We start from the raw sequence: 24,436 nt of genomic DNA, 5'->3' as shown, positions 1-24,436 counted from the left end.
TAAACACTGTCAATATGCTTAGGTCTATTTATTTACTGTCTTTTCTCCTCCTGCAATCTTTATTTGCTTTTGCCGGGAATGTAAAGGAGAATGTTCCGTCTTCTTTTGACTTGTATGTATGCATCGGACAATCCAACATGGCGGGGCGTGCAACATTAACTCCGGAAGTCATGGATACCCTCCAAAATGTGTATCTATTGAATGATAAGGGGAATTTTGAACCGGCAGTAAATCCTCTCAATCGTTATTCTACAGTTCGGAAAGATTTGTCAATGCAGCGTTTGGGACCGGCTTACGGCTTTGCTAAAGAGATGGCCCGACAAACGAAACGTCCTGTCGGACTGGTAGTAAATGCGCGTGGAGGCTCATCCATCAACTCCTGGCTAAAAGGGAGTAAAGACGGATATTATGAAGAAGCTCTTTCCCGGGTTCGGATTGCAATGAAGCAGGGAGGTGTTTTGAAAGCAATCCTTTGGCATCAGGGAGAAGCCGATTGTTCGAATCCGGAAGCGTATAAACAGAAACTGATTTCTTTGGTGAAAGACTTGCGGGAAGATCTGGGCATGCCGAATCTACCGGTTGTTGTAGGACAGATTTCTCAATGGAACTGGACAAAAAGAGAAGCTGGTATAGTCCCCTTTAATCAGATGATTAAAAAAGTTTCTTCATTTATTCCCCATTCTGATTGGGTATCATCGAAAGGATTGGGATGGTATAAAGATGAGAAGGACCCTCATTTTAATACGGAAGCACAACTGTTATTAGGAAAACGTTATGCGAAAAAGGTACTGAAGTTCTATAAACATCAATAGAATACCCTTTTTCGAGGAACATAAAAGCCGGCTGATTCATGAGGGATCAGCCGGCTTTTGTATGGTGAATAACTAAATACTGCCTTGTTGATAGAAAAGGAATCTATATAGTTAATTGCTTTATTATAAGTAAATTAACCTGTTGATAACTTTGTTGATATCCTTGTTGATAACTGAAATTAGGTTGTGAATAAAGTCAGTAAAGAAGAGTCGTCATAAAAAAGAAGAACCGCATTTCTGCGATTCTTCTTATCTTTAGTTGCGGAGATCCGACTCGAACGAATGACCTTTGGGTTATGAGCCCAACGAGCTACCAACTGCTCCACTCCGCGATGTTTAACGGGTGCAAAGGTACGGCTTTTTTTGAAACAAACAAATAATTAGCTGAATATTTTTCGAGTAAATCATCATTTTTTTCTTATTTGGTTGAGAATGAATGAAATAATGATGAAACTTTTTCTTAGCACCTATTAATATACAAATGTTAATATTCTCTCTATTTTCTTGTATGGTCTAAAGAAAAGAATTACTTTTGCTCAAAATATTCAGCAATGTGCAATTTGTAACCTATGACCGTATCCAAGACAAAAGCCAAATTAGTAGATGTAGCCCGTCAGCTTTTTGCGAAGATGGGAGTAGAAAACACAACTATGAATGATATCGCTCTTGCTTCTAAAAAAGGTAGACGAACGCTCTATACTTATTTTAAAAGTAAGGATGAAATTTATTTGGCTGTTGTGGAATCGGAATTGGATATTCTGTCGGATATGATGAAGCGGGTGGCCGAGAAAAATATCTCACCGGACGAGAAATTGTTGGAGATGATATATACCCGGTTGGACGCGGTAAAAGAGGTGGTCTATCGAAACGGAACACTGCGTGCTTATTTCTTCCGTGATATATGGCGGGTGGAAAAAGTTCGCAAGAAGTTTGATGCAAAGGAAGTCCAGCTCTTTAAAGCCGTTCTTCTGGAAGGACAGGCAAAAGGAGTTTTCCATATTGACGATGTGGAGATGACTGCCGACTTGATACATTATTGTGTGAAAGGAATTGAAGTTCCTTATATTCGAGGCCATATAGGTGCACATCTGGATGAAGATACAAGAAATAGATATGTGTCCAACATTGTGTTTGGCGCACTGCATAGAACAGAAATTTAATTAAATAACTTTTAGTATGGGATTATTAGACGGAAAAACAGCCATTGTAACCGGTGCTGCTCGCGGTATTGGTAAGGCTATCGCTCTTAAGTTTGCTGCCGAAGGCGCAAACATCGCATTTACTGACCTTGTCATTGACGAAAATGCAGAAAATACAGCTAAAGAATTGGAAGCAATGGGCGTGAAAGCCAAAGGTTACGCTTCTAACGCGGCTAACTTTGAAGATACTGCAAAGGTCGTTGAAGAAATCCACAAGGACTTCGGACGGATCGATATATTGGTAAACAATGCCGGTATCACTCGTGACGGTTTGATGATGCGCATGAGCGAACAGCAATGGGATATGGTAATCAACGTGAACCTGAAGTCAGCATTTAACTTCATCCATGCTTGTACACCTATCATGATGCGTCAAAAAGCTGGTAGCATTATCAATATGGCCTCTGTTGTAGGTGTTCACGGAAATGCAGGACAGGCTAACTATGCTGCTTCTAAGGCAGGTATGATTGCATTGGCTAAGTCTATCGCACAAGAGTTGGGTTCTCGCGGCATCCGTGCCAACGCTATCGCTCCGGGATTCATCCTGACAGACATGACAGCTGCTCTTTCTGACGAAGTAAGAGCTGAATGGGCAAAGAAAATTCCTTTGCGTCGTGGTGGTACTCCTGAAGATGTGGCAAACATCGCTACCTTCCTGGCTTCTGATATGTCTTCTTATGTATCAGGTCAGGTGATTCAGGTAGATGGTGGTATGAATATGTAATCGAACAGAATGACTGTTGTATACGAAGACAACCATATCATTGTAGTCAACAAGACCGCTTCCGAGATTGTCCAGGCAGACAAGACGGGGGATACGCCGCTTTCGGAGACTGTGAAACAGTATCTGAAAGAGAAGTATCAGAAACCCGGAAATGTTTTCCTCGGTGTGACACACCGGCTGGACCGCCCCGTAAGCGGTCTTGTTATTTTTGCCAAAACGAGTAAGGCATTAACAAGGCTCAACGAAATGTTTCGCACCAGTGAGGTGAAAAAGACTTATTGGGCGGTTGTGAAAAATGCTCCGCAAGAACCGGAAGGTGAACTGGTACATTTTCTTGTACGTAATGAAAAGCAGAACAAAAGTTATGCATACGACAAGGAAGTGCCAAACAGCAAGAAAGCGATCTTGCATTACCAGTTGATCGGTCATTCGGAGAATTACTATTTGCTCGAAGTCGATTTAAAAACCGGACGTCATCATCAGATTCGTTGTCAGCTGGCAAAAATGGGATGCCCTATCAAGGGAGATTTGAAATATGGCTCTCCACGCTCCAATCCGGATGGGAGCATTTGTCTGCATGCCCGGAGAGTACGGTTCGTACATCCTGTCTCAAAAGAACTGATAGAGCTTGAAGCTCCTCTTCCCGAAGGGAATTTATGGAAAGGATTCGCCATAGATTAACACGGATTTCCACAGATTCATCTATTATGTTATTTAGTAGACGGTACGCAGTTTTTCTGTGGAAAACCGTGTAAATCTGTGGTTGGAACTTGCCAAAAGAGTAAACCTGCCTGCCATTTTTCTTGTAAACTCTAGCGACAGTTAGTTAATTCCTAAATAGGTAGTATATTTGCATCATTCGCTAACTATAATTTTCAATCATACCAAAGAAAAATACGAATGAAGGCATTTAAACTACTTGCACTTACTTCTTGTGTCTTGCTTGCAGCGGGAAATGGAGTAGCGCAACAGAACTATTCAAAAAGTGAAGGATTATTGCAGTACGTCGATCCGTATATCGGATCCGGTTATCATGGACATGTCTTTGTTGGGACGAGTGTTCCGTATGGAATGGTACAGCTGGGTCCTACCAATATCCATAAAGGTTGGGACTGGTGTTCGGGTTATCATTATTCCGATAGTATTTTAATCGGCTTTTCACATACCCATTTGAGCGGTACGGGTTGTACTGACTTATGTGATATTCTCATCATGCCATTGAATGAGATCCGTACCCCCAGAGGCAATCAGGATGATATACGCGATGGGTATGCTTCCAGATATTCTCATGCGAATGAAATCGCCCGTCCCGAATATTACTCTTTGCTTCTCGACCGTTACAATATCAAAGCCGAGCTGACAGCTACAGATCGTGTAGGCTTCCATCGTTATACTTATCCCGAAGGAAAACCGGCTTCCATATTAATCGACTTACGTGAAGGGAACGGATCGAATGCTTACGACAGCTATATCCGTAAGGTAGATGATTATACAGTAGAGGGTTATCGTTATGTGAGAGGCTGGAGTCCTTCCCGCAAAGTTTATTTTGTGTTGAAAAGTGATAAGAAGATAGAGCAGTTTACTGCCTATGATGATAATACCCCGCAACCTTGGGACCAACTGAAAGTGGCATCGGTGAAGAGTGTCCTCACTTTTGGTAACGTGAAGGAAGTGAAGATAAAAGTCGCCCTTTCTTCTGTCAGCTGTGACAACGCAGCGATGAACCTGCAATCCGAACTTACTCACTGGGATTTTGATAAGGTGGTGGATATGAGTGCCGACCGATGGAATAAGCAACTGGAGAAGATGACAGTAGAGACTGATGATGAGGCTTCCAAACGTGTATTCTATACCGCCCATTATCATACTATGATTGCCCCTACGCTTTTTTGCGATGTGAATGGAGAGTATAGAGGGATGAATGACATGATTTACACAGACCCGAAGAAAGCCAACTATACGACTCTTTCTTTATGGGATACCTACCGTGCATTAAATCCTTTGATGACTATTACTCAACCTGAAATGGTTGACCATGTAGCCAATTCGATGATTTCCATCTATCGTCAGCAGGACAAACTCCCTATCTGGCCTTTGATGAGTGGAGAGACCGATCAGATGCCGGGGTATAGCTCTGTGCCGGTGATTGCCGATGCATATCTGAAAGGATTTACCGGGTTCGATGCGGAAGAAGCATTGCAAGCAATGATAGCTACAGCTACTTATGAAAAGCAGAAAGGAGTACCTTATGTAGTCAAAAAAGGCTATATCCCTGCCGACAAAGTTCATGAAGCTACTTCCATAGCCATGGAGTATGCAGTAGACGACTGGGGAATTGCTGCTATGGCACGTAAGATGGGAAAGACAGAAGATGCTGAAACATTCTCAAAACGTGCTCATTATTACAAGAACTATTTTGATTCTTCTATCCATTTCATTCGTCCGAAACTGGAAGACGGCTCTTGGCGTACTCCTTACGATCCGGCACGTTCCATCCATACTGTTGGAGATTTCTGTGAAGGAAACGGATGGCAATATACTTTCTTTGCTCCACAAGACCCCTATGGGCTGATTGCCTTGTTTGGAGGTGACAAACCTTTTACAACGAAGCTTGATGGTTTCTTTACCAATACCGACAGTATGGGGGAAGGAGCATCGAGCGACATAACCGGATTGATCGGACAATATGCACATGGAAATGAACCGAGCCATCATGTTGCTTATCTTTATGCGTATGCCGGTGAACAATGGAAAACGGCGGAAAAGGTTCGTTTTATCATGAGCGATTTTTACACAGACCAGCCGGACGGTATCATCGGTAATGAGGATTGTGGCCAAATGTCTGCCTGGTATCTTCTTTCATCTATGGGACTCTATCAGGTGAACCCGTCGGATGGTGTATTTGTTTTCGGTAGCCCTTGTTTTAAGAAAGTAGAAGTGAAGGTACGTGGTGGTAACACTTTTACTGTAGAAGCACCCAATAACAGCAAAGAAAATATCTATATCCAGAAAGTGTATTTGAATGGCAAGCCTTATGATAAGAGTTATATCACTTATCAGGATATAATAAATGGCAGCACATTGAAGTTTGTAATGGGGAAAAAGCCTAATAAGAATTTTGGTAAGGCTCCGGCAAACAGACCGGTTGTTTTGAATAAGATAAATGGATAAAGATGGCTTACTTATAAAAGACAGCTAATTGTTGAAAGGAGGAAGAAGCCTCCGACAATGAAAGAATAAAGCTGGTTCTCAATATTCAATTCAGTTTTCAATATAGTTTTAAGAAATAAGTTAGTCCTGATTACATCTTTCCTTTAAAAAAGAATGTAATCAGGACTATTTTTATAAACTACGGAAGCGGATCAGCCTTTGCCGGTCGTTTCGGATCATAAACGGCTACTCCTACTTTGGAGTCAGCACAACCATAATACAAATACCATTTGTTTTTGAAGTAGACCATTCCTTCTATAAATACGGTTCCATCCACATATTGCCCACTCTTTTCAAAGCTATCCATCGGACGGAAGAACGGTTCATCGAGACGGGTGATAAAGCGGGTAGGATCATTGGCGTCGAAGAGTGCTTGTCCAGCAGCATAGACATTGGCGGTATAGCGTTTGTCACCTCTTCCTGAATGGTTCTTACCATTATAAAGAAGGACGATTCCTTTCGGAGTGTAGATAGCCGGAGGTCCACATTCGGTGAGATGGCTGTCAAAGTAGCCGTCACGGGGAGAAAACAGCTTTTTTAGGGAGCCGTCAATATTGACAATAGGTGTCCAGTGGATTAAGTCATCGGAAGTAGCTGCGAATACATGCTCTTCTCCCCAGTACATAAAGTATTTCCCGTTGACTTTCTTGATAACCTGTTTCCCTTTAACAACTTCGGTCAGGATAGAGCCGGACTTACAACCCAGGTTGAAGAACTTTCCATCAAATGCTTTGGCAAAAGCAGGACCGTGTTTTGTCCAGTCTTTTAGGTTGCGGGAGGTCGCTACTGCCAGGCGAGGTACATGGCGATTCCATTGGGTGTACATCATTACATATAATCCGTCATCGGTTACGGCAATTCGTGGGTCTTCGCAGCCGCCGGGCCATTCCAACTCTTTTTGTGAATCATTATCCGGATAGAATACAGGAGTCTTTTCCCGTTGGAAATGTGTGCCGTCGGTAGAAGTGGCATAACCGAGGCGAGAAGTCCGGTGTCCGATACCGACACCTGATTTATCCTCTGCACGGTATAACACGACAATCTCACCATTGTAGAGTGTAGCAGCCGGATTGAATGTATCGTTCGATTCCCACGCAATAGAATCTTTGGTCAATGGACAGTAAAACTTGGTGTTTTCTATAGGGGATATTACCGGATTGACATTCTTTGGACGTTCGAAACCACCGAAAGCCCAATTGGGTAATTTGTTCTCTTTATGATTGGAGGACTGTCCGTAGGCAGTACAAGTCATCATGGTTGTAGCAAGTAGGAATAAAAAAGTTGATTTCATGTTGTTCATATTGTATGGGTCATTTATTTTTTAGGAGTCATATACTCCCTACATATAAATTGGAAAATAAATAAAATGCTGTCATCTGTCACCTGATTGGGCATAAATGATTGATTATAAATATACTGCAGTGTGACAGCATGATGTGACGGCAAGGTGACGACAACTTTGCTGTCACTTTGTTGAAAGCAAGGATTTTATTGTTTCTCTGCTATGTGGGTACTTATTTCTCTATCCGGAGCGGTATTCAAGGATTATCAGACTATTACGGAAGAGAGAGTTTCAGTACTTGAAACTAAAAGTTCTATTGCTTGAAACTTTTGTTTCGTCAGCGGGAAACTTTAGTTTCATCGGTGAGAAACTCTAGTTTCACTTACTTGAAACTATGGTTTCAAAGGCGTGAAATGTACTGTACTGGATTTAGTTGACAACTTCGCTTGTTATACCTAAGTTAGTTTACTCAATATTTTTTAAAACCTAAATAAGTTTACTTGTCCCTTTGTAATTCCTGTATAAGTTGTCATTTTAGATATGTTGCAAAATTATGTATCTTCTCTTATAAGTGCAAGACTTCGGGCTGTAAACTTTCATTAAACAACAAAAACTCTTCGCTCGGGGATCGCCCTAGCGGCAAGGGGCGGGAGCACCCGTCCCGACGAGCGGGACTTCAGCTACCTTTCCACTGCATTTACGAATATATTCCATCGGAGTTCTCATTTGTATGCCTTGATGCGGTCTAACATAATTGTATGCATATATGGCATCGGCTATACGTTTATCCAATTGTTCAAAGCTGTCATCTGTACAGTCAAAAAGCCACCCATTCTTGATCGTGTTATTCATCCGTTCAGCCAGAGCATTATGTAGCGGATCCCCACACTGAGTCATACTGATATTAATATGATGTTTCTTGAGCATACCTACATACAGGTTTGAGCAGTATTGCACTCCCCGGTCAGAATGGTGTATCAGATTATTCAAATCAACATTGTATCTGTTGTAAAAGTCCATAGCCATCCTCAGTGCCTTTAAAGGACCTTCCGCTTCGAGTGTTTTGCACAGGGCATATCCGACTATGGCCCGACTGCCCGCATCGGTAAGAAGGGACAGGTAAGCCCATCCCTGGCACGTGGCAACATAGGTTATGTCCGCTACAACCATTGAACCGAATGTGTCAGCTACAAATTTAGGCGTGACATTCAGCAGGTCCGGATAAATGTAATAATTATGATTGGAATTTGTTGTCTTTGGCCTCACACGTCTGACACGTTGACAAAGGCCATTGGCACGAAAAATATTATAGCATTGATCACGTCCAATGACCATCCTGACACCAAACTTGCGAAGGCAGCATGCATAGAGTTCACGCATACCAGCCTTGGGCATAAGTTTACGTAACTCATTACAATACAACACAATGCTTGATGTGAGGATGTCTATTTCCATTTTTCTGTTGACATGCTTATAATAACCTTGTCTGGTTATGCCGAAGTAATCACAGAGGAACTGCAGACTGCCGCGCATATGAAGGGCAGAGTTCCCCTGTGACAAGGTGTCGATTACTTGGCATCGGAGTTTTTTCGAACCTTGATGTGATAGGTTGACTCCGCAAGATTAATCAATTCCTCACAAGCTTCATGACGAAGACTTTCTTCCTGAAGAGCACGTTGAAGCTTGCGATTTTCGGCACGCAATGCAGCGAGTTCTTTCTCCAGTTCATTGAGAGACTCATCAGAGTCTTTTCTTAAAGAGGGTTGTTCTGTACTCATAACTTTATCATTTATATGATACTTATCAAGCCAAAGAATCAGCAAACGACGGCAAATACCCGTACGCTTGGCAAACTGATACTTCGTTTCGGAAGTCGATAAATACTCACGAATATACGACATTCGTTCAGATTCTGTGTAAGGAGTGTACTTCTTTTTTAATTCTTCCATGTGAATTTCGAATTTGAGAAGTGTCAACTTATTCAGTACACTACAAAACTAAAGTTCTTCAACCTTGAAACTACTTTGGAAGCGTAAGCTTCAAGGTTAGAAACAGTTATCTCATAAGCAGGAATACAATAAAAACATAATAGAAGACTATTGGATACTATTCAGTAAGTCTACCTTTCCTTCATTCACGAGTTTTAGGATTAGTTCTCCGAACAGCGTATTTTGCCACGCAAACCAGGAACGAGTAAAGTTTTTCGGGTCGTTCTTGTGGAAAGATTCATGCATGAACCCTGTTCCGGCATCCGTATCCATCAGCATTTTGATGCAGGTCTTGATTTCTGCGTCGTTTTGACTGGTGAATGCTTTCATCATAATACTCATGGGCCAAATCATATCATATCCGATGTGCGGACCGCCAATTCCTTCGCCGGCAGTACCTTTGAAGAAGTAAGGATTATCTTCGCTCCATACAAACTTACGGGTATTCTGATAAATAGGATCGTTCACTTTCACATCTCCAAGATAAGGCAGGGCAATGAGACTCGGCACATTGGCGTCATCCATTAACAGTTGGTTGCCGAAACCATCCACTTCGAAAGCATAGATTTTGCCATATTTCGGATGATTGTAAACCGCATACTTTTTCAGGGCTGCTTCCACTTCGTTCGACAGTGTAGTACATTCTTTAGCTAAATCAGGTTTCTTGTTGACTGTATTCAGAATCTCGGCAGCTTTGCGCAATGAAGTTACAGCAAAGAAGTTGGACGGAACGAGGAACTGGAAAGTTGTAGCATCATCCGAAGGACGGAAAGCAGAAGCAATCAGTCCGACCGGCTTTACAGGATTACCCCAGCCGTCGTTGGTCATTGTATCGAGTGCACGTTCCGTTTTGCGTTGGAAACGATAAGGACCTTTCGGATCTTCTTTTCGTTGCTGTTCCTTAAACGTTTTCAGAACCTTGGCGATGGCTGTAAGCCATTCGTCGGAGAATATACTGGCGTCTCCCGTCGTCTTCCAGTAATGATAAGCGAGACGGATAGGATAACAGAGCGAGTCGATTTCCCATTTGCGTTCGTGCAGTTCGGGCTTCATGTCCGTAAGGTCACTCATCCATTCGCCGCCTTCGGAATTCATGTTGAAAGCATTGGCATACGGGTCGATATTGATACACTTGAACTGACGTTTGATAACACCGGCGAGCATTTTTTTCAGTTCTGCGTCTTTGTTGGCGAGTTGCACGTAAGGCCATACTTGTGCACCCGAATCGCGCAACCACATGGCGTGGATGTCACCTGTATAAACAAACGTATCGTCTTTACCGTCAAAATGAACAGTAGTGTCCAATGTGTTCGGGAAACAGTTTTCGAACATCCATGCCAAGCGGGCATTCGTCAGCAGTTGCTTGATATGCGCAATCTGTTGTTCCACAGCTTGCGAGACAAACAGACGTTTCGATGCTTCCGGGCGGTTCGTCTGATAGTTGTTGATTTGGGTATTATCTTGTTGGATGACAAAATCACTGTTCGTTATAGCCTGCATATTGCTAGCGCCCAAGAGTGCTATGGACAAACAAAAGGCTTTAGTTATATTCATGGTAATAGTCTTTTTTTATTGATTAGTATTGATTATGAAAGTGTTGCGGAGAAGAAATATTAAATCTCTGCAAAGAATTCAATCAGACAAGCATTGTCGAGCAACCATTTATACTGTTCCTTGTTGTGTCCCGACCAATCTCTGCCTAATAATCCGTTTTCATCCCGGTAGTTTTCCCAGGCGTGAAGCGCATTTTCCACCATCGCATTGACATACGACGGATTCTTGTCAATCTTATACAGGGCTTTCAGTCCTCTGAATAAGATCACGTTAAACCAGGCCATGTCTTTATGCACTTTGACAGTCGGGTCTTTCTTGTCGGCTTTTGTGCGGAAAAAGGCATCAGTTCCTGCGGCTGTCTGCTGTGCATCGCGCAAATACTGTTCATCTCCTGTTTCTTCATAGAGCAATACGCCCGCCTGAATCATCTGTCCACTGTTGTAGGCGTACTTTTCTTTGGAAACTTTCCCTTTCAGGTTGATGTTATCCCAGTAAAGATGGTCGATAGGGTCGCATAGATGCTTTTTCGTCCAGGCATACGTCTCTTTTGCTTTTTCGAGGTATTTGGTATCCTTCGTCAGCCGGTACAACTTGACGCCGAGCACAGTAGACGGTGCATTGGAACAAGTATGCTTCGCTTCCTTCTGCTGTTCACACCAAAAGATGCCACCACCCATCTCGTCGCTCCATCCACTGTAGATATATTGATACAATGCAACGGCTTTTTCCAAAGATGCAGGCTTGTGAGTCAGTTGGTAATAATCGCAGTAATCCAGTGCAATCCAGATGTTATCGTCATAATAACGCCCGTGCTGCCCGTACTTGGTGGGGTATGACTGATAACAGGCCGGCAAGCGGCTGTTATCCCAATACTGCTCCATTCCCGGTAGAATTCTTTTCTCGAGAATCTTTTTGTACTTCTTGTTTCCGGTCACTTTGTATAAAGCCACACAACCCGACATCATCCCCGAATACGGCCATAGAAAAGAAGCCTTCAGCATTCCGTTCTGCTGCGTTCCGCCCGCCAGATAAGTAATTTTTTGGTCGGGATTGACAGGATACGTTTCTGTTAGTAGTCCGTCATTCGTCTGATAGAGATTCAATACATTAGATAGAATCGAGTCGGCAATAGAAAGATAACGGGTATTTCCCGGTGTCTTTCCCACTGCGGAAGTAAGGCAAAATAACATACAGGCTACAAAACATATATTTCTCATAGGAATATCGGGTTGTGTGGTGAAACTTTCAGGTTATAACTAGATACAAAGATTATTTCTGCTGACGCTGGTCAAATTCCAGTTCCACCTTTACGGGGAAATGGTCTGAAGGAGTACGCGCCTGATAAGTCTTGATGTCGATTTCTTCCGGGCAATCGTTCGCCTGCTTCTTTTCTCCCTTGCCTACGATGCTGCGGTAAGTATCCGTCAGCACACCATATCTTTTCACCTGGAAAGACGGAGAAACGAATACATGGTCGATACGGCTTTCCGTAAAGCTGTTCGGGTCGAAGTCGTTGAACGTGCCGTTGATAGCATAGCGGAAGCCGGCCTTCTTGTAAGAGTCGCACAACACCCCTTTGCTCACAAAAGCATCATAAGACTGGTGGGTCTGGTCGACATTGAAGTCTCCCGTCAGGATGGCCGGAAGCTCTTTGCCTTTGCCAAGTTCTTTCATCTTGTCCTGTACGAGGAATGCACTTTCCACGCGTGCCTTCTTGCCGATATGGTCCATGTGCAGGTTGAAGAAAAGGAATTCGAAGCCGGTATCCTTGCATTTGAAGTGTCCCCAACTGCAAATACGAGGCAACACGGCATCCCATCCTTTGCTCGGCACGTCGGGAGTTTCCGATAACCAGAAATCACCTTTCTCTATCACATCAAACTTGTCTGTGCGATAGAAAATAGCAGAATGTTCACCTTTCTCTTTGCCGTCGTTGCGGCCTACACCGATATAATCATAACCGGGTAATGCTTCTTTCATATCTTTCAGTTGATGAATAAAGCACTCCTGCGTGCCGAAAATATCGAAATCGTGGTATTGCACTATTTGGGCAATGACCGGGTAACGTTGTCCCCAACCGTTTCCGTTGATTGAATCGCCACCGTTGGCGTTTCTCAAATTGTAGGAGGCAACGGTGATAGAAGTAGGCTGATAGTTACTTTGGCAACCGCAAAAGACGATCGCAACAAGGGCAATTAGTAAAAGGCTTTTCAGTTTCATGTTTTTATAGTTTGTTTGGTAGATAATTCATTGATCTCCAAAAGTACAATATTTTATTCAAACGAAAGAGAGTAAGGTACATCTTTTTCTGTGGTTCCCCGTTGTTTATTGGGCACGGGGCTCATTTGAAATTGAATATTAGCACCTTTAATCAGCTGGTCATGTGTAAGGAAATTACGGGTTTGTGATTTCCCGTTTACTTTCATTTCCTTGATGTAGCGGTTGTCAAGCTGGTTGTTATCTGCCTTGATCGTGATGGTCTTTCCGTTCTCCAAATGTAACTTCGCTGATTTAAAGAGCGGGGTTCCTATGATATATTCATCCGTTCCCGGGCAAACCGGATAGAAACCGAGTGCGGAGAATACATACCAGGCGGAAGTCTGTCCGTTGTCTTCGTCACCGCAATAACCGTCGGGACCGGCGGTATATAGTTTGTTCATAATCTCACGTATCCAGTATTGAGCTTTCCAGGGTTCGCTTGAATAATTGTAGAGATATACCATGTGCTGAATAGGCTGGTTGCCATGCGCATATTGCCCCATGTTCATTACTTGCATTTCACGCATTTCGTGAATCATGCCGCGGCTTTCCATTCCCAGTTTACCCGGGATGACAAAAACAGAATCCATCATCGCGTTGAATTCTTTCTTGCCTCCCATCAGGTTGATAAGTCCTTGCGGGTCGTGGAATACGCAGAAGCTCCAGTGCCAGCTATTCCCTTCGCAAAATTCACCGCTCCAGTCCACTGCATCGAAATTCGGATTGAATACGCCTTTGTTATCTTTGCCAACCATCAGTTTGCGTTCCGGGTGATAGACATTTTTGTAGTTCAGCGCGTGTTTCTTATAAATGTCGATTTCGCTCTCCGGTTTACCGAGTTTCTTACCTAGTGTATAAATTGCCCAGTCGTTGTAAGCATACTCCAATGTACGTGCAACGTTTTGTCCTATGCCGATATTGTTGGCAACATATCCCAGTTGGTTGTAAGATTCGTAACCGAGACGACCTGAAGCAGTCCCGCGAAGATGTGCATTTGCTCCATGTTTCAATGCTTCCCAAAGAGTTTCGATATCATATCCGCGCAATCCTTTGATGTAAGCGTCGGCCACTACGGAAGCCGAGTTGTTGCCTACCATACAATCCCGATGTCCCGGGCTGGCCCATTCCGGCAGGAAACCGCTTTCCTTGTAAGTATTTACTAGTCCCTCCTGCATCTTTTGATTCATTGACGGATACATCAGGTTGAGGAAAGGGAACAGGCAGCGGAACGTGTCCCAGAATCCGGTGTCGGTAAACATATAACCGGGACGCACTTCGCCGTTGTAGGGGCTGTAATGCATGACTTGTCCCTTAGCATCTATCTCGTAGAAACTGCGTGGAAAAAGCATGGAACGGTATAAACAAGAATAGAAGGTGCGTAAATTATCGATATTATCGTCTTCTATCTCTATTTTACTCATTTCACGGTTCCAGATCTCTCTTCCGTTCGCTACTAGTTGGTCGAAACTGTTTTTGCCAAGCTCTTTGAGATTCAACTCCGCCTGTTCGGGGCTGATAAAGGAGGAAGCAACACGTGCGTGTACGATTTCTCCCTTTTTTGTGGCGAATCCGATCACGGCCCCTGTGTGGTTTCCTTTTGCTTCTGTTTCATTCGGAAGAATGTTGTTTTCGAAAACTGTGGAAACGAATGTGAATGGTTTGTCGAATTGAATCACGAAATAGTTTTTGAAGTTTTCCGGCACACCGCCGCTATTCTTGGTTGAATAGCCGATAATCTTGTTTTCTTCCGGAATCACTTTCACATAAGAACCTTTGTCGAAAGCGTCTACAATCACGTAGGCATTCTTTGTCTCCGGATACGTGAAACGGAACATGACGGCACGCTCCGTAGGAGCAAGCTCGGTTGTTACATCATGGTCGGCGAGGTATACCTTATAATAATAAGGTTTGGCAACTTCCGCTTTGTGAGAGAACCAACTGGCACGTCGGTCTTGATCGAATACCAGTCCGCCTGTGATAGGCATGATGGCAAACTGCCCGTAGTCGTTCATCCAGGGACTGGGCTGATGTGTTTGTTTGAATCCCCGGATTTTGTCGGCATCATACGTGTACGCCCAACCGTCTCCCATTTTACCGGTCTGCGGTGTCCAGAAATTCATTCCCCACGGCAATGCCGTAGCCGGATACGTGTTTCCGGTAGACAGTTCAAACTTGGATTGAGTGCCTACCAGTGTGCTGACATAATCTACCGGATTCTTAACGGCAGAAGATTGCAGGCTGTACAACACGGCACCTCCAAGAAATAGCAAGTGTTTAAATGAAAAATGTGTTTTCATGAACAAATGAATTTATAGATTTGAAAATAATTTCTACGACGAAAATAGGGAGAAAAGGAATGTGCTTCTAGTAATAGAGGGGCTAAATCGCCTCTTGTCGCTGAAATTAACTACTCTGGCACGGAGCTTTACTTATATTCCGGCCAAAAAAAAGCTCGGAATGTTTTTTTGTTTACCTTTGTCATATAGCAAATCTAAGAATAATACACTATGGGAAAACAGTCGGTTTTTATTCTATTCTTTTTTCTTAATCTGTTGATACATAACGCTTATGCTTATAATTTGAAGCAAGTTGCAGATAAAGAGTATATGTCTAATAGTTCGATTACATCTCTGTGCCAGGATGAGCGTGGATTGATGTGGATCGGGACCTGCGACGGACTGAATATTTATGATGGACAGGAGATTGAGGAATTTAAGACTCGTGACAAGGAGGATTACTTATCTGGTAATCTGATTGACAATATTGTGTATACGGGTGAAGATATTTACTGGATTCAAACCTACTATGGGTTGAACCGTTTGAACCGGAAAACCAATACAATCACTCACTATAATGAATTTCAGAAACTCTTCTTTATGAATAAGGATAGTCATGGCAATCTGTTCATTATCCAGGATAGTAACTGCATCTATTATTATCATAAAAAAGAAGGAGTCTTCAAGAAAATCAATATCACGGGAATCCCGATTTCCGATATCGTAAACTTCTTTATCGATGGTAACAACCGGATGTGGGTAGTCATGAAAGGATACAACCGCTGTTATGACATACAGCAGGAAGCCGCATCGGGAGATATCACCCTGTTACCCCAGAAAACAAACCTGATTTATCAGACTTCCTTGATTTATTGTTTCAATGACGAGCAATCTCTTTATTACATAGACAAGGAATTTAATTTTTATGCTTTCCATATTCCGACCCAGAAGAATGAATTTATTGCCAATCTGGGTAGGGAAATACAGGAACGTGGCAAAATTTCGTCCATCGTTCATTATCATAACAGCTATTTTGTGGGCTTTTTGATGGATGGTATTCTCCTGTTGGAGAAACAGAAGGAGACAGAGCATTATCAAATTCAGTCGTTACCTATCAACAGCGGTGTATTCTGTCTCAAGAAAGACCGTTTTCAGGATGTTGTCTGGATTGGTACTGACGGGCAGGGCGTTTATCTTTATTCGAACCCGCTTTATTCTATCAAATCAATGGTGCTTAGCAATTACACCGAGAAAATAGAACGCCCCGTGCGTGCCATCTATCTTGATGATGAACGTACTTTCTGGGTGGGAACCAAAGGAAACGGAATTCTTAAAATCTATGATTACGAATTCGATAAAAACATCTCCGACTGCCGGGCAGAGGTGTTGACTACCTCTAATAGTGCTTTGAGTAGTAATGCCGTTTATTGTTTTGCCAAGAGCCACCGGAATTTGCTTTGGATAGGAGATGAAGAAGGATTAACTTATTATTCATATCGGGAAAAACGTATCAAGAGTATACCGATACGGATCGGTAACGAAGATTTTAAATACATCCATGACATTTACGAAACAGCAGATTCCGAACTGTGGCTGGCGAGTGTTGGCATGGGAGTGGTGAAGGCTCGTATTGCCGGAACACCGGACAATCCGGTGATTGTGGATGCGCAACGTTACGTCATCAATGACGGCGAACTGGGATCGAACTATTTCTTTACTATTTATGCAGAGAATGAAGCCAACTTGTTGTTTGGTAATAAAGGATATGGGGTGTTCCGTTATAACGAAACGACGAACGGCCTGGAACCGGTGTCTACTCATAAATACGAAAACATGACCCTGAATAATATTCTCGCCATCAGTAAAGACAGCAGCAATAACTATCTTTTTGGAACGAGCTACGGATTGATAAAATACACTTCGGAAACTTCTTATCAGCTCTTCAATGCCAAGAATGGTTTCCTGAATAATACCATTCATGCAATTCTTAGAAACTCGTCCGACGACTTCTGGTTGAGCACCAATCTTGGATTAATCAATTTCGATACGAAAAGGAATGTCTTTCGTTCATACGGTTTTGGAGATGGTTTAAAGGTGGTAGAGTTTAGTGACGGAGCCGCTTTTCGGGATTCCCAGACTGGTACTCTGTTCTTTGGCGGAATCAATGGAGTCGTAGCTATCCGGGCGGATGGCCGTCCGGAGCAGCTTTATATGCCTCCTGTTTATTTTGATAAGCTGTCTATCTTCGGTGAACAATACAATCTGGGCGAATTTCTCACCCGGAAAAAAGAAACTGAAGTCTTGAATTTGCAGTATGACCAGAATTTCTTTTCTGTTTCATTTGCCTCTGTGGATTATCTGAATGGTAATAACTGTACCTATTTCTATAAACTAAAAGGATTGAGTGACCAATGGGTAAACAATGGTTCGGAAAGCGGAGTCTCTTTTACGAATATGGCTCCCGGCGAATATACCTTACTGGTGAAATATTACAATAGTGTTTTTGATAAAGAGAGTGATGTCTATTCTCTGGTGATTCGTATAGGTGATCCGTGGTATGCTTCCTGGTGGGCTTATTTGATTTATGCCCTGTGTCTGCTTTTACTGGCAGCCTTGCTGATACGTTCCTTTATCCTGCGCTCCAAACGTAAAAAGCAGGAATTGCTGAACGAGATAGAGAAACGCCATCAAAAGAATGTCTTTGAGTCCAAACTTCGTTTCTTTACTAATATCGCACATGAATTTTGTACTCCGCTGACTTTGATTTATGGTCCTTGCGGACGAATCCTTTCATCGAAGGGACTTAGTAAATTTGTCGTAGACTACGTACAGATGATTCAGACGAATGCGGAGCGTCTCAACAACCTGATTCATGAGTTGATCGAATTCCGTCGGATTGAAACGGGAAACAGGGAAGTGCGGGTTGAATCATTGAATGTGTCTTCCATTGTGAAAGGAATAGCCAAAACGTTTGTTGAAATGGCTAAATCCAGAAACATCACTTTCTTGAGCAAGATACCCGAGCAGGTGATGTGGAACTCGGACAAAGGATTCCTGAATACGATCATTATTAATCTGATTTCTAATGCCTTTAAATATACTCCCGACGGACAGAGTATCAAGATTGAAGTGGATACGAGCCGGGAAAATATGCTGGCTCTTCGTGTAGCAAATGAAGGAAGTACCATCAAGGAAAAGGATTTTCAGTATATTTTTAATCGGTATGCCATTTTGGATAATTTCGAGAATCAGGATGAAAAGAACTTTTCACGGAATGGCCTGGGGCTGGCTATTTCTTATAATATGGCTAAGTTGCTGAATGGTACATTGAAAGTGGAAAACACTTCTGACGGATGGGTGATGTTTACATTAACCTTGCCGGTCATGGAGCTGACTACCGGAGTGTCGGAAACCAAACGACTGATGGCGGAATATATCCCCAAGATAGATACTCAACCGATATTGAAACTTCCCCAGTATGAGTTTGATAAGATGCGTCCTACGCTTTTGGTTGTCGATGATGAAATCGAAATGCTATGGTTTATTGGAGAAATCTTCTCGGCTGACTTCAATGTGGTAACCTTGCAAGATCCCGAACGGCTGGATCAGGTGATGAATGAGGTTTATCCGAATGTGATTATCTGTGATGTCATGATGCCGGGAATGGGTGGCATTGAACTGACCAGGCGGATTAAATCGGTGAAAGAGACAGCGCATATTCCTATTATTGTGGTTTCCGGACGGCACGAGATGGAACAACAGATGGAAGCTCTTTCTGCCGGTGCGGAAATGTATATCACGAAACCGTTTAGTGCGGAGTACCTTCGTATTTCTGTCTGTCAGGTGATGGAACGGAAAGAGGTGTTGAAGAATTATTTCAGTTCACCGATCAGTTCTTTTGAAAAGTCGGACGGGAAGTTGACGCATAAAGAGTCGAAGAAGTTCCTTCAGTCGGTTTTGAAGATTATCAATGATAATATAACGAACAAAGATTTGACTCCACGTTATATCGCCGATCGGCTGGCAATCAGTCCCCGGAGTCTTTATCGGAAGATGGAAGAGATAGGAGAGGATAGCCCGACCGATCTGATTAAGGAATGTCGTTTGCACATAGCGAAAGATTTATTGCTGACCACTAAAAAGACGATTGATGAAATTGTATTCGATTCGGGATTCTCGAACAAAGTTACTTTCTTTAAGGTGTTCCGTGAAAAGTATGAGTGCACGCCAAAAGAGTTTCGGATGAAACATTTGGAAGAGGTTCAGCAGTAGCCTGTGGCGGGAATTTTTAAAGAAAAAGAAGAAGTAAATATCCGTGTTAATATAGTAAATATCCGTGCCAAAAGGTAAAAAAGGATAGTTAATTTTCTTTTGGTAGAGTTTAGTGATTTTATCTTTGTCTCATCGAAGTTTTAAGTAGATAAACTTGAAAAGTATTAATTTATTAATCTTTAATCTAATGAAAAGGAAACTTAGTTTTTTATTTCTTTCAGCATTGACCATTCCATTTTTTATGGTATCGTGCAGTGATGATAAAGAAGAACAGGAAGTGAAACCGGCAACAGATCTGGTTGTCGATAATAATTCGGTGACACTACTACAAGGAGACGAAATTACGGTGAGTATCACCTCCGGTAATGGCGATTATTATGTGAAGCCATTTGATGAAAACGTGGCGACGGCTACAATCAATGGTAATAAGGTGACTATTAAAGCTACCGAAAATAGCCAGTTGGAAGAAAATAACCGTACGGAAACCACTATATTAATAGTAGATGGACGTAAGAAAGTGGCTAGAGTGCTGGTTCGGGTAGCAAAACTCTGGGATTTGACGGTAGATGCACCGGAAGAAGGTTTTGACCTTTTTATCGGTGAAAAGAGACTGGTGAAGATTTTGACCGGTAACGGAGATTATCAGATTTCCATACCGGAAGGTGCTGATAAGTTTTTGGAAGTGGGTGAACTATCCGGACAAGTTATTCCGTTGACTGCCAAGTTCGAGACTGGAGCCGATCCGGTAAATATTACGATAACAGATAAGAAAGGTAAGACAATCACTATTCCTGTGGTAGTGAACATCGTGGATCTGACACTGAAAAGTAATGAAGCCACTTTTGCCGAACCGGATGCCGAATCTCAATATATCTCTATTGAGAGAGGTAATGGCGGATATAGTTTCACTTATCAGGTGGGAGACGGCGAGCCTACTACGGATGCAACGATTGTGGAAGCTACTGAAAAAGAGAACCTGATTACCTTGAAGCCCAAAGCTAGAGGTGATGTGAAAGTGATTGTGACAGATCAGAAAGGTTCTGTGGAGGAGATTTCGGTGAAAGTGAATCCATATAACCTTAAACTGGAAAATGAAGCAACTTCTTTAATCATCGGTGGTTATGAGGCATCTACAGAAATAGCTATTACCAGAGGAAATGGTGATTATAAGTTGGCACAACTCACAGATGATAATAAAACCTATTTGAAAACCGCAGAATTGATTACGGAAGACGGGGCTACCAAGTTAAAACTAACAGGAAAGAAGCTCGGGGCTACCACACTGGAACTGTCTGATGCGGCAGGTCAGAAATTGACGTTACCAGTTTATGTGAATCCGGTATGTTATCGTATGGAATATGACGTATGCTTTAAAATTGATATTAAAAAGTATGCCGAATCACATTCAGAGGTGAAAAGTATGAATCAGCTTACTTTTGAGGTTGTGTTCTACCCGACTTATACTCGTTCTATGCAATCGTTTATAGGTTTGGAAAGTGTATTCCTGCTTCGTGCAGAAGCTAAGGATGTGAATCCGCGTTTTGAAATAGCCACTAAAATTAATGGTAAGAGTGATCCCCGTTTCCGTAGTCAGCAAACTATTTATTGCGATGATTCGGAAGGTGGACGTAAGACTCCGGGTAAATGGTATCATATAGCCATTGTATATGATGGAACGAAATCAAGTACTAAAGAGGCTTATAAAATGTATATAAACGGGGTGAGAGAAACGTTGACTCCTGCAGATAACTCTTATGAGGATTGTGCCCCTAATTCATCTCTCAATCTGACAGATGTAGGTGGAAATGATAAAGCACTGTTGATTGGACGTTCCGGAGATTCATATCGGGTAGGATATTGCAAAGTTTATCAGGCACGGATGTGGAAGAGAGCGTTGGACGAAAGTGAAATTAAAGCGAATATGTGCAAAATCCTTAATGCAGAAGAACACTCTGACTTGATGGGATATTGGGTATTCTCGAAAGGTGTCGGAGGTACTACAGTTTTTGAAAATTGGGGAAATGGCGGCAGCGGATTGGATGCGCAAGTTTGTTTGCAGAATATAAGCGAAAATAAACCTGCCTGGGGAGCGGAACTTCCTGCAACTTATAATGGAGATAAGAGCCGCTTTGAACCAATTGAATGTCCTCATTCATACTAAAACTAGGAATATAATAATATGAGAAACAATATGATAACAAAAAAACTAATCAAATTTGCCCTGCTGTTTTTTCTTATCGGACTGACGGCTTGTGACAATAAACTGAATCCGGGATTTGATCCGGATGATTATGAACCGATTGTTCCGCCTGAACCTGTTAGAACAATGGATGCAATGGCTAGTGGCGAGCGAGTAGTACTTTCGGGTGCTTCGTTGACGGATATTGTTCTGAAATGGACGCCTACCGAGAAACACGGAAATACAGTATATCGTTATGAAGTATTGATTGATACGATCGGGGGAGACTTTACCAAACCGGTAGAAACGATCTTTTCTGACAATAACGGTTTGGAATCGCAGTTGACTTTAACCCATTATCAGGCAAACACAATAGGTAAACTGGCTAAATTCCGTTGCAATACTAACGGCACACTGCGTTGGAAGGTGCGTGCTTATTGCGGATTGGATCAGGCTCTTAGTAGTCTGGAAGGTTATTTCGTAATTTTTATGATGGACGGCATTGATGATATGCCTTCTGAAAACGAGCCGGTTTATATCACTGGCGTGGGTACGGAAGATGATGGTGATGAAGCGGAAGCACAACAAATGCTCCGTCAGAATGAAGGAATCTATCAGACTTTCACTCAATTGAAAGCCGACCAGCCATTTATATTTATGTCTACTGTAGAAGGTCGCAAATGCTATTATTATGTAGACGACAACGGAGTGTTACGTGAGCGTAATGATGGTGAAGACTATACAGTTACGGTTCCTCAATCAGGCATCTACCGGATTACCATCAATATGGGTGAACAAACGATCAGTTACGATGAAATAGGAGCTGTATATCTTTATAACCATTCGGGTGGGTATAGACAGGATTTCAACTATCTGGGATATGGCAAATGGGGTGTGAAGAATTATACTGCCCGGAAACAAACGGAAAGTTGGGCAGGAAGCGGTGAAACCCGTCATAGCTTTAAGATGGAAATCAACGGAACAACCTACCGTTGGGGACATAAGGAGAAAGATAAAGGGCAACCGAATCTGACTACCGACAACAGCTATTATAATTTATATCAACTGGCATTGGGCACAGATCCATGGGATTACAGTTTCCGTTTCTGCGACGAATTACTGCAATGGGGCGAAAAGCAGGGAAATGTCTATTATGCTACGGTGAAAACCGATGTAACCCTCTATTTCAATGCAGAGTTTGGAACGTACACCCACCGTTGGGTAGCTTCGGAAACGAATGAAGATTAAAACTGAATAATAATATGAAGAACTATATAGTATCATTATCAAAAAGAGCTTTGTTGTTAAGCGGTGCACTGGCAATATTTACAGCTTGTGACGACGGCGATCTGGGAGACATCTACAAAGGTAATTCATCCGGTGAATATGTGTCGGATGTGAACTGGACAGATGCAGCCGACAAAAGTACGGGAACTTATATCAAATATTTCTATGAGAATGCCAGCGGACGGGATACCTTTTGCGGAAGCATTTACTGGGAAAAACCGAATACACCGGAAACCGGAGAACCGGCAAGCACGGGCGGTAGCGGCGGATGGTCGCAGGGACATGCATTGGACATCGTGATCGATGCTTATATCCGTCACGCAAACAATCCCGAATATCAAGCTCATTTGTATGAAAACATCATGAAACCTTTCCTGCCGGCTTTTGATGACTGGAATGAACATTGCGGTTATGGTGGCAAAGACTTCTGGAATAACTTCTATGATGATATGGAATGGATGGCACTGTCTTGTCTGCGGGTTTATGAATTGACTGGCGATCAGGATTACTACAGTGCGTTGATGAAGATGTGGAACCATATCAAGGGAGCGAAGAATGACTATAAAGGGGTAGGAGGAATGGCATGGAAAACGGATGCGCCGGCTTCACGTATGTCTTGTTCCAATGGTCCCGGTTGCCTTCTGGCTATGAAATTGTATCAACTTACCGTTAAGGAGGCTAAAGATGGCTGGGAAGAGCAGGCTGCTTATTACCTGAACTTCGCCAAAGAGGTATACAACTGGATGACGGCTTATCTGTGTGATATTTCCACCGGACAGGTATATGATAATCTTAGTATTAAAGATGACGGAACACCGGGAGATCCTGATAAAGTAGCCTTGTCTTATAATCAGGGAACATTTATGGCGGCTGCCCTGGAGCTGTACAACGCTACCGGTGAGGATGAATATCTTCGTAATGCGGTTGCTTTCGGCTCTTACCAGGTGAATAAGAAGATGGATTCCAACTATCCGGTATTCAGTGGTGAAGGAAATTCGGGAGATAATCTTTTATTCCGTGGAATATTTGTCCGTTACTTCCTGGATATGGTGAAACAGCCGACTAACAGCCTTTATCCGGAAAAGACCAAGAATAAGTTTATCGCTGCATTGCGCAGCTGTTCTGATGTGCTTTGGACGTTGGCTCATCCCGAAGGCTATTATGTGTGGGAGTACGATTGGGCAAAAGCACCGACCTTCGGTAATCGTGACAACAGGGAAGATCGCCTGACAATTTCCTTGAATGCGGAAGTCCCGGGAGCAACAATGATTGAAATCCGTGCCCGTTATGAAGACTGGGTGCAAGGTAAAGCAACGGAAAAGGCCAACTGGGTCGGACCGGATTTCGGTAAGAAAGCAGAGGAATAAGATTGATTTATTACACATAGAAAATCG

The 24,436-nt window shown here is 42.7% G+C and carries 16 protein-coding genes and 1 tRNA gene; 9 read left to right on the top strand and 8 right to left on the bottom strand.

Features of this window, described 5'->3' with window-relative positions:
* Positions 1 to 14: 14 nt before the first annotated feature.
* On the top strand, positions 15 to 812 hold the full coding sequence (locus CJF29_RS20755; protein WP_099145963.1) for a sialate O-acetylesterase: 798 nt from the start codon (positions 15 to 17) through the stop codon (positions 810 to 812).
* Positions 813 to 1,071: 259 nt separating this feature from the next.
* On the opposite strand, the gene CJF29_RS20750 is transcribed toward CJF29_RS20755, so the two are convergent.
* Positions 1,072 to 1,144 (bottom strand) — tRNA-Met (locus CJF29_RS20750).
* Positions 1,145 to 1,381: 237 nt separating this feature from the next.
* Between CJF29_RS20750 and CJF29_RS20745 the strand changes: the two genes are divergently transcribed.
* The 4 genes from CJF29_RS20745 to CJF29_RS20730 all read left to right on the top strand — a co-directional run bounded on the left by CJF29_RS20745 (position 1,382) and on the right by CJF29_RS20730 (position 5,906).
* Complete coding sequence (locus tag CJF29_RS20745; RefSeq protein ID WP_004299903.1) at positions 1,382 to 1,972, top strand: TetR/AcrR family transcriptional regulator; 591 nt, start codon at positions 1,382 to 1,384, stop codon at positions 1,970 to 1,972.
* A 16-nt stretch (positions 1,973 to 1,988) separates the two neighbouring features.
* Complete coding sequence (fabG, locus tag CJF29_RS20740) at positions 1,989 to 2,735, top strand: 3-oxoacyl-[acyl-carrier-protein] reductase (protein ID WP_004299904.1); 747 nt, start codon at positions 1,989 to 1,991, stop codon at positions 2,733 to 2,735.
* A gap of 9 nt (positions 2,736 to 2,744) precedes the next feature.
* Positions 2,745 to 3,416 (top strand): RluA family pseudouridine synthase, encoded by a 672-nt coding sequence (locus CJF29_RS20735; RefSeq protein WP_099145964.1) that lies wholly within the window; start codon positions 2,745 to 2,747, stop codon positions 3,414 to 3,416.
* Between the two features lie 219 nt (positions 3,417 to 3,635).
* Positions 3,636 to 5,906, top strand: a complete 2,271-nt coding sequence (locus CJF29_RS20730; protein ID WP_099145965.1) for a GH92 family glycosyl hydrolase — start codon at positions 3,636 to 3,638, stop codon at positions 5,904 to 5,906.
* A 178-nt stretch (positions 5,907 to 6,084) separates the two neighbouring features.
* On the opposite strand, the gene CJF29_RS20725 is transcribed toward CJF29_RS20730, so the two are convergent.
* The 7 genes from CJF29_RS20725 to CJF29_RS20695 form a co-directional block, all read right to left on the bottom strand.
* Positions 6,085 to 7,245 carry a glycoside hydrolase family 130 protein gene (locus CJF29_RS20725; protein WP_176553095.1) on the bottom strand — a complete coding sequence of 387 codons (1,161 nt, stop codon included), beginning with the start codon at positions 7,243 to 7,245 and terminating at the stop codon, positions 6,085 to 6,087.
* A gap of 615 nt (positions 7,246 to 7,860) precedes the next feature.
* Positions 7,861 to 8,760, bottom strand: a complete 900-nt coding sequence (locus CJF29_RS20720) for an IS3 family transposase (protein ID WP_118407269.1) — start codon at positions 8,758 to 8,760, stop codon at positions 7,861 to 7,863.
* Between the two features lie 35 nt (positions 8,761 to 8,795).
* Positions 8,796 to 9,176 carry a hypothetical protein gene (locus tag CJF29_RS20715; RefSeq protein ID WP_004304438.1) on the bottom strand — a complete coding sequence of 127 codons (381 nt, stop codon included), beginning with the start codon at positions 9,174 to 9,176 and terminating at the stop codon, positions 8,796 to 8,798.
* 147 nt (positions 9,177 to 9,323) lie between these two features.
* Entirely contained in the window at positions 9,324 to 10,769 is a 1,446-nt protein-coding gene (locus CJF29_RS20710) for a glycoside hydrolase family 125 protein (protein WP_083444155.1), read from the bottom strand.
* Between the two features lie 59 nt (positions 10,770 to 10,828).
* Positions 10,829 to 11,986, bottom strand: coding sequence for a glycoside hydrolase family 76 protein (locus CJF29_RS20705; RefSeq protein WP_074637273.1), 1,158 nt, complete (start codon positions 11,984 to 11,986; stop codon positions 10,829 to 10,831).
* Between the two features lie 52 nt (positions 11,987 to 12,038).
* A complete protein-coding gene (locus tag CJF29_RS20700; protein WP_074558961.1) occupies positions 12,039 to 12,989 on the bottom strand; it encodes an endonuclease/exonuclease/phosphatase family protein in 951 nt (316 codons plus the stop codon).
* 53 nt (positions 12,990 to 13,042) lie between these two features.
* Entirely contained in the window at positions 13,043 to 15,325 is a 2,283-nt protein-coding gene (locus CJF29_RS20695; protein WP_004299912.1) for a GH92 family glycosyl hydrolase, read from the bottom strand.
* A gap of 210 nt (positions 15,326 to 15,535) precedes the next feature.
* On the opposite strand from CJF29_RS20695, the gene CJF29_RS20690 reads away from it, so the two are divergent.
* The 4 genes from CJF29_RS20690 (at position 15,536) to CJF29_RS20675 (ending at position 24,409) form a co-directional block, all read left to right on the top strand.
* Complete coding sequence (locus tag CJF29_RS20690) at positions 15,536 to 19,576, top strand: response regulator (protein ID WP_099145966.1); 4,041 nt, start codon at positions 15,536 to 15,538, stop codon at positions 19,574 to 19,576.
* Between the two features lie 187 nt (positions 19,577 to 19,763).
* The gene (locus tag CJF29_RS20685; RefSeq protein ID WP_099145967.1) at positions 19,764 to 21,737 is read left to right on the top strand and encodes a LamG-like jellyroll fold domain-containing protein; all 1,974 of its coding nucleotides are present in this window, start codon (positions 19,764 to 19,766) and stop codon (positions 21,735 to 21,737) included.
* An 18-nt stretch (positions 21,738 to 21,755) separates the two neighbouring features.
* Positions 21,756 to 23,003, top strand: a complete 1,248-nt coding sequence (locus CJF29_RS20680; protein WP_004299915.1) for a SusE domain-containing protein — start codon at positions 21,756 to 21,758, stop codon at positions 23,001 to 23,003.
* Positions 23,004 to 23,017: 14 nt separating this feature from the next.
* Positions 23,018 to 24,409, top strand: coding sequence for a glycoside hydrolase family 76 protein (locus CJF29_RS20675; RefSeq protein ID WP_004299916.1), 1,392 nt, complete (start codon positions 23,018 to 23,020; stop codon positions 24,407 to 24,409).
* Positions 24,410 to 24,436: the final 27 nt, after the last annotated feature.

The organism is Bacteroides celer, assembly GCF_002632415.2.
In the GTDB taxonomy this organism is placed as follows: Bacteria; Bacteroidota; Bacteroidia; order Bacteroidales; family Bacteroidaceae; genus Bacteroides.
This window is presented reverse-complemented; position numbering and strand designations above follow the sequence as displayed.